The sequence below is a fragment of the Blastomonas sp. CCH1-A6 genome, assembly GCF_001556365.1.
GTDB classification, from domain to species: domain Bacteria; phylum Pseudomonadota; class Alphaproteobacteria; order Sphingomonadales; family Sphingomonadaceae; genus Blastomonas; species Blastomonas ursincola.
On sequence record NZ_LSIS01000299.1, the window covers coordinates 1 to 13712 of the forward strand.

9 protein-coding genes and 2 pseudogenes are annotated in these 13712 nt (G+C 58.7%); 7 read left to right on the forward strand and 4 right to left on the reverse strand.

Features of this window, described 5'->3' with window-relative positions; translation table 11 throughout:
• Positions 1-234: 234 nt before the first annotated feature.
• Positions 235-1035, forward strand: coding sequence for a MarR family transcriptional regulator (locus AX735_RS14265; RefSeq protein WP_231750127.1), 801 nt, complete (start codon positions 235-237; stop codon positions 1033-1035).
• A 5-nt stretch (positions 1036-1040) separates the two neighbouring features.
• Here AX735_RS14265 and AX735_RS24410 read toward each other — a convergent pair whose 3' ends face one another.
• The 4 genes from AX735_RS24410 to AX735_RS14280 form a co-directional block, all read right to left on the reverse strand.
• The gene (locus AX735_RS24410) at positions 1041-1322 is read right to left on the reverse strand and encodes a WGR domain-containing protein (protein WP_082396445.1); all 282 of its coding nucleotides are present in this window, start codon (positions 1320-1322) and stop codon (positions 1041-1043) included.
• 1010 nt (positions 1323-2332) lie between these two features.
• The gene (locus tag AX735_RS14270; protein ID WP_082751113.1) at positions 2333-3586 is read right to left on the reverse strand and encodes a replication initiator protein A; all 1254 of its coding nucleotides are present in this window, start codon (positions 3584-3586) and stop codon (positions 2333-2335) included.
• Positions 3587-3764: 178 nt separating this feature from the next.
• The gene (locus AX735_RS14275; RefSeq protein ID WP_054735461.1) at positions 3765-4781 is read right to left on the reverse strand and encodes a ParB/RepB/Spo0J family partition protein; all 1017 of its coding nucleotides are present in this window, start codon (positions 4779-4781) and stop codon (positions 3765-3767) included.
• Positions 4778-5977 (reverse strand): AAA family ATPase, encoded by a 1200-nt coding sequence (locus AX735_RS14280; protein WP_058803372.1) that lies wholly within the window; start codon positions 5975-5977, stop codon positions 4778-4780. The genes AX735_RS14275 and AX735_RS14280 overlap by 4 nt, the downstream gene beginning before the upstream one ends.
• A gap of 222 nt (positions 5978-6199) precedes the next feature.
• Here AX735_RS14280 and AX735_RS14285 point away from each other — a divergent pair, with 222 nt between their 5' ends.
• The 6 genes and pseudogenes from AX735_RS14285 (at position 6200) to AX735_RS25910 (ending at position 13454) form a co-directional block, all read left to right on the forward strand.
• Positions 6200-10417 (forward strand): strawberry notch family protein, encoded by a 4218-nt coding sequence (locus AX735_RS14285; protein ID WP_066281618.1) that lies wholly within the window; start codon positions 6200-6202, stop codon positions 10415-10417.
• Positions 10418-10663: 246 nt separating this feature from the next.
• Positions 10664-11565 (forward strand): annotated as a pseudogene (locus AX735_RS14290) (IS3 family transposase); the annotation flags it as partial.
• Positions 11566-12348: 783 nt separating this feature from the next.
• Positions 12349-12555, forward strand: a pseudogene (locus AX735_RS26390) (IS3 family transposase); the annotation flags it as partial.
• Positions 12556-12631: 76 nt separating this feature from the next.
• Positions 12632-13123 carry an IS110 family transposase gene (locus AX735_RS14295; RefSeq protein WP_060978116.1) on the forward strand — a complete coding sequence of 164 codons (492 nt, stop codon included), beginning with the start codon at positions 12632-12634 and terminating at the stop codon, positions 13121-13123.
• Positions 13123-13257, forward strand: coding sequence for a hypothetical protein (locus tag AX735_RS26930; RefSeq protein ID WP_157759166.1), 135 nt, complete (start codon positions 13123-13125; stop codon positions 13255-13257). The genes AX735_RS14295 and AX735_RS26930 overlap by 1 nt, the downstream gene beginning before the upstream one ends.
• Positions 13221-13454, forward strand: a complete 234-nt coding sequence (locus AX735_RS25910; RefSeq protein WP_157759167.1) for a transposase — start codon at positions 13221-13223, stop codon at positions 13452-13454. The genes AX735_RS26930 and AX735_RS25910 overlap by 37 nt, the downstream gene beginning before the upstream one ends.
• Positions 13455-13712: the final 258 nt, after the last annotated feature.

The window sequence follows — 13712 nt, forward strand, 5'->3', positions numbered from 1 at the left end:
GGCACTCTATATAGATTGTCGTGTTGTCCGTGAAGGGCTCTTATCGGACAGCAAAGGCACCGTACAAGCTGGGTATACTTTTTAAGCCATTTATATACTATCTGGCCGATGGCATCCGCCCCAGCACCCTGGCAACTGACGCTTGCCCGCATCGAAGGCGCCCTCCCCTTCATCTCACCCGAGCTGTCCGAATGCCTTGCGCTGGCCTCACTCCGGCGCCTCTGGCGCGTACAAGTGCGCGATTATCCGTTTGATAATATTGGAATTGAACACAATCCGGGGCTTGAGGCCGACGAGCTTGTGCGCTCGTGGTACTCCGAAGAACGCGGTCAGTTCTTGTCGTGGATCAGCCGGCGAGGTCACCCTCCTCTCGCCCATGCTGCCAAGCTGGTCATGGCCGCGAAAAGTCACTCCGAAGGATTCAGCGAGACATACAGGCCTGCTGATCGCGCGCTCGAACGGCTCGATGCGCTGCTGCCAACCAGCGATCCGATGGGCACCCTCCTTGAATGGCTGGCGGAACTGCGAACTGAGGAAATCGACTTTCTTGAAGGCGGCAGCGAGATCATCGAGGTCAGTGGGTTCGCGGTCACACGTTCGGCGCCCCGGGGGGCGGCCTGGGCTGCGTCGCTTGCGGCCGCCATGCGCCCACACTTGTTTGGGCTGGGCTCGGCGCCAATGGCGCTTGCTGGGATCATGCCGCGGGCTCTGTTCCGTGAACTTCACGAGGATCCCCTGCCCGTCCTATTACGTCGTGCGCTTCAGGCTGCTGCTGAGAGTGCAGCCGCAGACCTCCGTGCCATGCAAAGGGCTCACCTGCAGGCTGAGGGAGCACTTTCAGGCCTCTACGCCTCGTCGACGGCTCCCCTGGCTTGGCGTCTTGTAGCCGGCATCGGACCTCTTACCCGTGCGGAGCTTGCCAGAGGCCTTGAGGTGACCAAGCGAACCGCGTCACAATCAGTTGCGGCTATGGTGACTACCGGCATGGCCAGTCTTCGAACTTCCGATGGCGCAATCGTCCGAACGGACACGTGAACGTGTCATGGACCCCGGAATACTTCCCGGTAGCAAACGCCAATTCGATTTTGTGAGCTCGCTCTGCGGCGTAGCAGCTGCTCTACGAACTTTTTCGCCCTGCCCGGGTCAGCGAATGACAACTTACGTCGCTGTCCACGCGTTCCAATCCGGCCCCACGAGAATTCAACAATCGCAACACCGAACAGGTCTTGGCTCCGAGATATGGCATAGCGCCGTGCAACATTGAGATCGGGATTTTTGGCTTCGAGCCAAATGTGACACTCGTTCTGATCATGCTCTAACATACGGAGGAGTATGCGACAGCCGCCTGGAGCTAGGCCAATCGGAAGTTTGAATCACAGGTCTCTATGGTGATTCAAGGAATCGATCATGAGGCTGTGACCGCCGCTCAGCTGCGGACGTCTGATTCTTATGGAATTTGCGCGTCTCTCGGGCGAGGTCATTCTCGAAGCGAGAGTGCGATCTTCCTTAATCTTGAATCAAATCAATAACAAATCCGCCGCAGGCGAAAACGTTAGGGGATTTAGATTCTAAGGTTAAGAGGTTACCTGCTCGCCATCAGCCTGCAAACTCCTGATTTCTCGCGAGTCGGGGTCGCTATGTCGAATCTGATAACACGATGTTCGGTTTCTGATAGCACGACCGCCAGATTCTAATAACACGTCATCTGATGCCCGATCACACGTTGGCCACCTCCCTGCCCTGTTGATAACTTTGAAAGCACGGCTCAGAGCGTGAGGCCATAGGATCAGTTAGCGTTCCGATTCACATATGGTGCGTCGATCCCAAACTTTCCGATCGCCATTTGCCCCGAGGCTGAAACGGACGTGTTTTCGGAAATCTGGTATCTCCGGTTGAACGTGTTTTCGGGAATGGCTTTTGGCGGCGTCCTTTTTCCTCCAGCTTGCCGGCTGACCCGTCGCGCTTCTTGGAAGCTGTGCCCGAAGTGGAGGCTTAGGCGATCTGCAAGCTGGTCCGACCTTTCCACGTTAGATGGCTGATTTCAGTCAAAGATGACCGGCTAAAGCACTCGCGGAGTGTTCAATGCTGGTGCTCTTGGGTCTTGTCGGCAATTCTTTAGCAGGTGCCGAACGTAGACGTAGTTTTCTGATCGGGCGGGGTAAGTGGCGTGATTCCCGAAAACACGTTCGGTATCGGGCGTACATCATGAGACCGTTCTTATATTTCCGATCAATCGCGATGCTTGCCGCAGACTGTCACCGGTCTGAAGCTGGGCGACGGCGCTACTAGCGCGCCGGGCGCACATAACCGGTCCCACGGACGGGCGCGCCCTTCAAAAGCCCGGAAGCGTATGCTTGTTGCGCTCGTGGTGCTTCTTCATGAAGCCGTAGAACCGCTTCGAGTAGTTCCTTGGCAACTCATGGGGATTGCTGTTCAGAAAGGAATCGAATTGCCGCATCAGCACATCGAGATCCCAACCAGGACATTCAGAACGGATGGCCTGATAGATTTCGGGATCAAGAGTGTCCTGCGCGCCCCCTCCCCTCCGTCGTGACTGAGATTGGCTTGCGGTGCTGTCCAATGCGGCTGATGCATCGGCTTGCTGTTCGGGGCGCAAGCTCGCACTCGTTGTTGCAAGGAGCTTGCGCACGAGGGCAGGATCAACGAATTCCGGCGGAGGGCTGACCTTGGCTACCTTTTCGGGGGTTGCGCGCTGAATGCGCTGGGCTCTGCTCTCCGTGGTGACAGAGCCACTATCCTCGATTTTTCCAGAAGGTTTTTCGAGATGGCGACGCATCACCATCTTCAGCTTTGGACGCGGCGTCTCTGCTCCAATGACCTCCAGACTGATATCCGGCAGGTTGTTAGCTCGCGCCAATTCAAGAATCTTGTTCTTGAACGAGGGTAGGGAGCTTTCGCTGCCGCTTTTCTGATGAAGAGTTTCGAAGCCAATCGTGAAACCTTCTGGCCCATTGCCACCAGCGTGCTTGCGAGCGGCGCGGTAGAGCCATTTCCCAAGTCCGCTCGTTATCTCGAAATACAAAGGCGAAATCGCAAGGACATTTCGCTTGTCCATGACCCCGTCGAAGAACCACTTGGAAAGCGTGATTTCCATCCCAAGCGAACGCTGGGTTCGTTCATCAACGAGATGAGTATAGCTATCGATCCACGAAAATGTGGTCTCGCGGGATTTGGAGTTCGCGCGGATGTTCGTCTTGATCGTCGTGGCCTGAAGACGATCAAGCGCTGCGATCAGTCGCTCATAAGCGCGCCCGCTTACACCCCAGCAGATTCGCTTGAGAAGATCGCCAGGTTGAACACGAATGGTCGGCGACAGGTCGTTGTCACCCCGCTCGCGCAATTCGTTGAGGTGGGACGCCAGATAGATCATGATATCTGCATCCCAGATGGTCGCCATCCCATAGGCTGGGTTGGCTGATACATGCACGGTGACCGACTTATCCGGACTGAGGTACTCAATGGGTTTCAGGCGCTTCTTCTTCGAAAGGCTGAAGAAAGGACGCTGCATGGTCTCCTGATAGTCCCGCAGCGAGATGTCACTGAAATCAGGCAGCGTGAAGAACATCTCGAACTGCACCCGGCGACCGGAGGAGGACTGATCTTTCTCGCTCACGTTCTTCGCCCGGTAAATCTGCCGCTGTCCCACACGTGGGACAAGTTAGTTAAATATATGAAATACAACGATAAAAACCACATTTTCAGAGTGGTGAACACATGGCCATAGGTGGGTCCGAAACCCTCCTTCATGGGGCAGGCCTTTTTAGAATCTTCGCCTTCTCAATCAGAGGGCGCAATGCATCGAGGATTTCGTCAGCGCTCAAATCAGTGGGGTTGATCGTTATCGTGAGCCCTCGTGCACGATCCTTTTCGATGACACCAATGGACGATCCCGCCGCTTCGATTACGGCTTTCTGAACACGGCCAGGCCTGCCCGAAACTGCCTTGAGCAGACGGACAACAACCTGAGGGCCAGAAATTGGCTCTTCGTCTCCGGATTGCCGGAAACTTTGCTCCGCAGCGATCTGCTTTGCTGCTTCCTCCATCCTAGGGCGCAGCGATGGGTTGCGTATGGCTGGAAGAAGCTTGTCACCGTACCGCACCTGAAGTTCCATTGGCGACGCAAATGCGCTTACGATTGTTTGCGGAATCTCTGTCAGGCCGATGTACCGGGCGAGCGTAGATTTCGAGATCTTTACGCGTTCAGCAAGCCGGGCCTGAAGGCCATCATAATAAGTATCGACTGCTGCCTTGTAGTTCAAACCGCGCTCTAAATCTGAGATATCTTCCCTCTCGCGGTTCTCGATATCAGCAAGGCGGAACGCAGCTTCGTCATCGAGATCTTCGATAATCGCGACGAGCTCGATATCCGGGTAGTGATTGGCGTTGAGCCACGCGACGGCCCAGTGGCGCCTTGTGCCAATGATCAGTTCGTACTGCAGCTCACCTTGCTGTTTCCGGCGCACGACTACTGGGATGCGGTTCCCGTTTTCTGCTTGGATCGATTCAATCAGAGATCGCAAACGGGGTTCGGTGAGCTGTTCGTAATCACGGGCGTTTCCCGGCCAGATCGAACATTCTGCAGGTTTGAGCCGGATGGTCGGGCGCTTGACCATCCGCGCTGCTTCCGTGAAGCCTTCAAGCCGACGTGTTGTGAAATTGCGCGATGCGGTTGCCCCTGCAGCGTCCTTGGCTTCAGAGACGGAAGGCTGGTCAGGGGCAGGGGAGGCGAGGGCCTCGCCAATCAATGAACGACGGCTCACGCTGCAACACTCCCTGCCGTGTCAGATGACCGTCTCGAAATGCTCTTCGACGGCCACTGCTCATGTATTTCGTTCAGAACTTCTCCGAAGACTGCGTTGAGATTGTCCCGGCAACGCTGGTAGGTTGCGTGCGCAGCTGAAGGCTTGCTTTCATAGATCGACCGGAATGCTTGAGTGGCATTCTTGATTTCCTCAGAAGCTAGGATCGGCTGATTCAGCAGGAAATTGGCATATGTGGCCTTCATCATCTTCCACATGTCGGCTTCACCTGGCTTGCTGGGGGTGTAGGCCGAGCAGACGACGCGAATGAACCCGTAATCAACAGGCGTTCCGTGATCCTCGAGGATCTCGATATTCTCGGCGATGGTGTCCATGAAATGGATGGTTGAAAGATAGTCGAGCTGCCTTGCCGGAACCGGGATAAGCATACCTGTTGCGGCGGCCATCACATTGAGGCCCAGGAACCCCATAGCCGGCGGAGGATCGAGCAAGACGACGTCGAAGTCCTTGATGATGCTGTCGATGCCAATACGGAGACGCTGAAGTCCCTCGCGCACTGCTTGTCCGCCCTCCGTCAACGTTGCCGTGAGGTCCCACTCTGCATCCTGCAGGCCAAGGCTTGACGGCACTATTTTGATTGTAGGCCAAGCGGTTTCTCGGATTGCCTTCCTGAAATCGTCGAATGTACTGCGAGGCGACAGGAAGTTTCCTAAAGTCTCCTCTTCGTCGATAAGTGCTTCGGGCTGAATGTCGAACATAGTTGTCGTTGACGCCTGCGGATCGCAGTCGATCACGAGAACGCTATATCCGTTCAGCGCGAGAAAATCGGCGAAATGCTTGGTAATCGTACTCTTGCCGACGCCGCCCTTGAAATTCTGCACGGCTACTACAACCGCATTCTCATGGGCTAGCTTGCCCGGATGAATGTTCAGCGCCTTGCGAATATGAGTAAGGTCTTCGAGCGTGTAATAGCGGCGGCCATTGTTAAGCTGTTTCGGAGGCGCGAGACGCCCCTCCTTCTCTGCCTTGGCAAGCGCTTCAGGCGTTCTTCCGACCAATTCCGCTGCCGCCGTAGGCCCAAAGGTGATATCGAGGACCTTGCGTTCATCAGGTTTGAACACCACAGCTTTGACCCGATCGCGCATCATTTCGCAGGATCTGGTCATGTTTCGCAGTGTGTTCACGGTGTAGGACATGCGTCTGCCTTTCGATGAATCGCAGTTCTGCGACCCAGTTCGTGTTTTATGATCATTTTCGGCGGTAGAAGTCAAACCGATATCATCGGAATGGTGCCGGTCCCGAATCCCCGTCGCTGCCGGGCACCCCTTGTCGCATAGCCTGTAGTGATCACGGGCTCATAACCCCGAGGCGAGAGGGAAGGGGGATGACCTGATGCGGTTCAGCATCAGGAGCAGACCGTGACCGACCTTTTTGAACAATCCAGCCAGAAGCTGGACGCAGCAATCACCGAAATCCAGCACGCCATCGCCACCGGACTGGCGAACAAGCAACGCCTGTTTGAGACGATGCGCCAGCTCTACGGGGAGGGCTCCGCAAACGGCGCCTGGAGCCAACGGGACGCTTTTGACCTGCTCGAGGCGGCATTGACGCGCCACATGGCCGGACTGCTGAACAAACCTCTGATGCTGCACCAGATCTCGGAGATCAGTGCGCTTATCGAGGCGCTGCCGACACATACGGTCAGAAGTGAAGACCAGATCAGGTATCAGCAATTCTCGACGCCCGCAGACCTCGCAAGCCTAGCCGTGATTTTGGCGCAGCCACTTGCAACCGATATCGTTCTTGAGCCGAGCGCCGGACATGGCGCTCTGGTGGCAACTTTGCCCGATGTCGGCGCATTGCATCTCAACGAGATCGATCCGCGCAGGCGTGAAAAGCTGGCAATGCTGTTTCCCGATGCCAACATCACAGGGATCGATGGAGCCATGCTGGCCTCCCATCTCGACGCGGCAGTGCAGCCAAGCCTGATCCTGATGAACCCGCCGTTCTCCCGATCAATGGGACGAGGAGCAGACGAGTTCGCAGCGGTGCGTCACCTGCGCGCTGCCATAACGCGCCTCAGGCAAGGGGGACGGATCGTCGCGATCATGCCGGACTGGTTCACGACGAGCGCGAAGCTTGCGAAAATCTACGAAGACACCTTTGCCTCTTGCACAGTCCGCACATCCATCCGGCTCGACAAATGCTATCACAAGCAGGGCACCAGCGTGGCCGTGCGCTTGTACGTGATCGACAAGATCCCGGGGCAGATCAGACCTGCAGTTTTGGCGCGGCAGACAGTTGCAGACGTTGCGTCTGCGGTTCCAATCATCAAACGCGTGACAGCCGAGCCCGACTGCGAACCGCGCGCGGTGCCGCCGAAAGCAAAGCCGGGTGCGCTCTTCAAAGCCATGCGGGCAACGCCGATCACAAAGCCCGTCAAGGCGAGGGCAGCCCAAGCCCCCAAGATCGAAGCACTGGCGTTCAGTACCCTGGACAAGCCGCGCGTGCTCGGTGAGCAAAGCGGGGTCTACATCCCGTACCGGCCAAGCCGGGTCGACATTGTTGGCGCACGCGAGCATCCGACGCCGCTCGTCGAAAGCGTGGCCATGGGATCAATCTCTGCACCTATCCCGGATTATGTCCCAGCGCTGCAGGATCGGGTCTTGCAGGAAAGCCTGCTATCCGAGGCCCAGATCGAAACTGTCATCTATGCCGGGAACGCGTGGCAGCAGTATCTGCCTGGCCTGTTCGTTCCCGCTGAAGAAGGCGTTGGCCTGCAACTCGACGAGCATGGGCGCGCCTACCGCAAGGGCTATTTCCTCGGCGATGGCACGGGGGCAGGGAAGGGCAGGCAGATCGCCGCCTGCATCCTTGATGGCTGGCTTGCCGGACGCCGCAAGGCCATCTGGGTCTCGAAGAACGAAAGCCTGCTCGAAGACGCGCGCCGCGACTGGAGCGCTATCGGAGGGCTAGCGGCCGACATTCAGCCGCTTTCCAACTGGAAGATCGATCAGGCGGTTCCGTTTCGCGAAGGGATCCTGTTCGTCACCTACCCGACCCTTCGCAGCCAGCGTCAGGACGCCACCCGCCTGAAGCAGCTGCTCGATTGGGCGGGCGAGGATTTCGACGGTGTCATCGCCTTCGATGAGAGCCACGAGATGGGCGGTGTTGCAGGGGGCGAGGGCGCCCGCGGCACGAAAAGCGGATCGCTGCAGGGCATCGCCGGCGTGCTGCTGCAAAACAATCTACCCGATGCGCGGGTTCTCTACGCCTCTGCGACTGGGGCCTCGGAGGTCAACAACCTTGCCTATGCCGTACGCCTCGGCCTGTGGGGACCCGGCACCGCGTTTGCCAACAGGGAAGATTTCATCAGCCAGATCAGGGCAGGGGGCATCGCTGCGATGGAACTCGTGTCGCGCGATCTCAAGGCACTTGGCCTCTATCAGGCGCGCGCGCTCAGCTTCGCAGGCGTCGAATACGACATCCTGAAACATGATCTGACAGCCGAACAGATCGCCGTCTACGACACTTATGCCGATGCTTGGGCGATCATCCATCAGAACCTTGAGGAGGCGCTGGAGCTGACCGGCGTCGTCGATGAAATCGACGGCACAACGCTCAACAGCGGTGCGAAAGCCGCAGCGCGGAGCCGGTTCGAAAGCACCAAGCAGCGGTTCTTCAACCAGCTGCTGCTGTCGATGAAGCTTCCCACGCTGATTGCTGCCATCAATCTCCATCTGGATCGCGGCGAGGTGGTTGTCGTTCAACTGGTTTCGACCGCCGAAAGCATCCTCGATCGCCGTCTCGACAGCCTCTCGCCAGAAGAGCGCGCTGAGCTCGACCTCGACCTCAGCCCGCTCGACGCCGTGATCGAGTACCTCGAGCGCGCCTTCCCCACGCAACAGATGCAAGTGTTCGTCGATGATACCGGCACTCAGCGCTCGGCACCGATGTTCGACGAGGAAGGCCGTCCAGTCCACAATCAGACTGCGATCGCCCGCCGCAGCGAGGTGATCGAGCATCTGTGCGCCATGCCGCCGATCAAGCCAGCGCTGGACGGGATCATCGAGCACTACGGACCGGAGAGGGTCGCCGAGGTGACCGGGCGCAGCAAGCGACTCATAAACCAGAGCGACGGCCAGCAACGCCTCGAGACCCGCTCGCCGCGGACAAACCAGTCCGAGACCGACCAGTTCATGGATGGCAGGAAGCCGATCCTTGTCTTCAGCGATGCGGGCGGCACCGGGCGATCCTATCACGCGAGCCTTGACGCAGCTTGCCAGAAGCGGCGCATCCACTTCCTGCTTGAGCCTGGATGGCGAGCCGACCGCGCCATCCAGGGGCTGGGCCGAACGCACCGGACCCATCAAGCCAACACACCGCTGTTCCGGCCTGTGACCACGAACTGCAAGGGGGAACTGCGGTTCACAAGCACCATTGCGCGCAGGCTCGACAGCCTGGGGGCGCTGACGCGAGGCCAACGCCAGACGGGCGGCCAGAACCTGTTTGACCCTGCCGACAATCTCGAAAGCGAATATGCCAAGGCGGCTCTCTCGACCTGGTTTGCATTGCTGGCGGACGGCAAGCTCAAGAGCGCAACGCTGATCGATTTCCAGCGCCGCAGCGGGCTCAAGATTGTCTCCGACGACGGCATTCTCGAAGAGGACCTTCCGCCAATCCAGCGTTGGCTCAACCGCATCCTCGCGCTGCCGATCGGAATGCAGAATGCGATCTTCGAGGAATTTCTGGGGTTGGTCGAAGCGCGGGTGTCGGCTGCGCGCGAGGCCGGATCGCTCGATGTTGGCGTCGAGACCCTGCGGGTTGAACAGGCCGAGGTTGTCGAAGACATCGTCCTGCGGACCGATGAGCGAACCGGTGCCACGTCACACTTGCTGCAGCTGGCTCTCAAGACGAGAGCACGGCCGATCTCGCTAGAGCGTGTCCTTGAGCGCCGCGATTACGCCGACGGCTGCATTCTGCTCCAAAACACCAAGAGCGGGAAAGCAGCCCTGGCCGAACCTTCTCGGCACTTCATGACCGAACAGGGCGAACTCATCAGGCGGGTTATCCTCCACCGTCCTCTGCGGCGGGAATACCACCACTTCGATGACCTGGCGGAATCGGCTTGGGAGGAGGCCCCCCGCCGGACCTTCGAAAAGCTTTGGCAAGGCGAAGTGGCAGAGCTTGCCGAACGGCTCACCACAGAGACCGTGTACCTTGCGACCGGACTTCTCCTGCCGATCTGGTCGAGCCTTCCCATCGACTATCTGGAGGTCCGGCGGATCGTGGACGAAGAGGGACGAAGCTGGCTCGGCCGCATGGTCCACGAGCTCGATGTAGCGAGGCTGCTCGAGAAATTCGACATTGCCTCTACCATTGAACTAACCCCGGATACGATCATCAAGGCGCTTGGCGAAGGCCGGACGATCCCTATCAAGCAGCCGTTCGTGGCGACCATTAAATGCTCGCGCGTGGCAGGCGAGAAGCGCTACGAAATCGTCGGCGCACCCGCCGAGCAGTTGCCCTGGCTCAAGAGCATCGGCTGTTTCACGGAAATCATCGCGTTTCGCACGCGAGCGTTCATCCCGGCAATGGCAGCGCCGTCGGTGATCAGCGCGCTGTTTCGAGAATGAGTAGCTGGGAACATCAACGCCGAGTTTTTGCTGTGACCTTACGGCCCACAACCTTCTTCTTAGCATGCACCATCAGCACAGCATGGGATGACGATAAGTGGGACACCGCCTAAATGATTTAGGGTTCAAACCCAATCAGATGGTTTGAACCGCGCCGGGTTTGTCGGAGGCTCCAACTCCTGAGAAGGTGGAGCCATGACGAGCAAGACAACGAACAAGTTTGCGCCGGAAGTCCGAGAGCGAGCGGTGCGGATGGTTGACGATCAGCGCGATGCCTATGGGGTCGAGCCGATCTGCCGCGTCCTGCCGATCGCTCATCCACCTACCACGAGCGGGTCGCGCAGCGACAGGATCCGACACGCCTCTCGGCGCGGTCACGGCAGGATGTGGCGCTCAAGCTGGAGATCGCCCGCGTGTTAGCCGAGAACTTCGCGGTTTACGGCGTGCGCAAGGTCTGGCGGCAGATGATACGGGAGGGCGTGCCCGTCGCCCGCTGTACGGTCGCGCGACTGATGCGCGAGATGGGCCTGGCAGGCGTGATCCGGGGCAAGCCGGTGCGCACCACGATCAGCGACAAGGCGGCGCATTGCCCGCTCGATCACGTCAACCGCCAGTTATACGCGCCAGCGCCGAACATGCTGTGGGTGTCTGACTTCACTTACGTCGCGACCTGGGCGGGGTTCGTCTACGTCGCCTTCGTCATCGATACCTATGCTCGGCGGATCGTTGGCTGGCGGGCCAGCAGGACGGCGCATGCCAGCTTCGTCCTCGATGCGCTGGAACAGGCGCTTCACGATCGCCGGCCGACCCATCGGGGCGGCCTCATCCATCATAGCGACCGCGGATCGCAATACGTGTCCATCAAATACACCGAACGCCTCGCCGAGGCCGGGATCGAGCCCTCAGTTGGCAGCGTCGGCGACAGCTACAACAACGCTTTAGCCGAGACGATCAACGGCATTTACAAAGCCGAGGTCATCCATCGTCGTGGACCCTGGCGACCCTTCGAAGCGGTGGAATACGCGACCCTCGAATGGGTCGATTGGTTCAACCATCGCCGGCTGCTGGAGCCCATCGGCAACATGCCGCCTGCCGAAGCCGAAGATCAATATTACCCTGCCGCAGACAACATCGATATGGCAGCGTGACTCACAACCCAACGCCTCCGGCAGACCCGGCGCGGTTCAATCACCTTTATTCAGTATGTTTAAAGCCTATTCGGTGGTAGCGTTTGGCGGTGGCCTAGATCTGGGCGGGAGAGAGACGATGACAATGCGTTTCCTGAAGCTGGTAGCTGTGGTCGCGGCGCCGGTCGCCCTTCTGGGAGGTTGCGCGACGACGCACACACCTGCGCGCCTTGCCTATTACAAGGTTCCCTGCAATACACCGGGAGCGGTAATCGCCGAGCCTATCGTCTTAGACGATCCGGCGGCGCCGATCCCCGCTCCAAGCACCCCGGCAACTCCCGCTGCCTCGCCGCGCCTCTGCGTCATCGCCGTAAGCGATTCGCGCTCGGGCTACGCCGGCGGATATGGTGGTTATGGCGCATACGGTCGAGGTTATGGTCGACCGTATTTTGGGTCGGTCGGTATCGGGTTCGGGTTTGGTTCGCATCGCGGCAGTCACTTCGGTGGTTATCGCGGCGGGCATGGGCGCCGCCACTAGGCACTGTCGTGCTGCGGGCGAGCCCGCATAAGGCAGCGTTCGACAAACTACTGCCGGATTGTAGCCATCTTGTACACGGGCTACCCGCCCACCGAGCAGCTCTCGGGCCGCGACGAACGACTCGCATCCTGGATCGATGCTACGCGCGAGGCCATGATACTTGGGTTGTGCGAGGATCGGGATAGCGCGGCAGCGCCTTGGGAATCCGATAGCGTTCGGCTCCGGGCTGCCGCGGACGCGCAGGCCGATGGTGCTGCTGGACGGTCCCAAACCAGCGTTGGTCGCTCGACTTCGTCTCTGACAGCCTGATCTGCGGTCGGCGCTTCCGTATCCGGTGCGTGGTCGATGACATCACGCGCGAGTGGCTGGCGCTGGTGGCTGATACGTCGCTGTCGGGCGGAAGGGTGGCACGGGAACTGACCAGCTTGACCGGCATACACGGCAAACTGCGCACGGTGGTCAGCGACAATGGGCCACCGCGTAGTTTATCTAGCCACCCTCGTGCATGGTACGAAGTCGCTTTGGCGCTTCAATGCAGGAGGATGACCGATGTCGATTTATGCAGGATTGGACGTGAGTGACAAGACAAAGCACATTTGCGTGGTCGATGTCGAAGGTAGAGCTGTGCGGCGAGATGTTGTCGTCAGCGATCCCGATGTCTTGGCAAGGTGGCTCAACCGGCATTACCTGGATCTCGCGCGCGTGGTGCTCGAGACGGGTACATTATCGACATTTCCATACCACAGATTGATCGAACGCGGCGTCAAGGTTGAGTGCATCTGTGCGCGGCACGCCAAGGGTGTTCTTTCCGCGCAGGTCAACAAAAGCGACGTCCACGATGCAGAAGGACTCGCGCATCTGGCACGCACTGGCTGGTATAAACGCGTCCACATGAAGGCATCAGCCACTCACATCGACAGGGCAGCTCTGCGAATCCGGTCGCAGCTGATCACAGCGCGGACGTCGATGGCCAACCAGCAGCGTGAATCCAATCGTCTGTTGAATGACCGGACAAAGACAGATGGCGTCTGCACCGGCTGATGAGCGTCCCTGGCGTCGGACCGATTACCGCGCTCACTTTTACCTCGACCATCGAGAATTCGCACCCTTTTGTGATGTCGGCGACGACGCAGGGTTCGTGCCCCGAAGTAGTCAATCTGGAGAACGCGACATGAATAGCCACATCTCCACGGCAGGAGATCCTATGTTGCGTAAGGCGCTTTGTGAAGCCGCCATCTCCGCGTTGTTCCAGTTGAAACGGTCATTCGCCCTTCAGCTTTGGGGCGGGAAAATGGCGGGAGCCAAAGGCGCAAAGCGTGCTGGAACGTTCGTTACACCAAAGCTCCTGCATTACTCCATACGCTTTGGTTGAACGAGACTGAGTTCCGTTGGGCCTGATCCCGGCGTCCCTCATTCCGATCAGTCATGCCCCGGACGATCTCGTCAGCCAAGTAGAGGGTCAAACCTCGTATGGGACTCAGGGAAGTCCACCTACTCCGCTCGTCCGCGATCATGAAGGCTCGGACACAGTGCTTCTTCCGCTGCCCGATGACCCCGAAGACAACCATTGGCGAACGAGAAGAAGGAAGAAAAATGCCAAAATCAATGAGACAACTGAGCTGACCCCGCC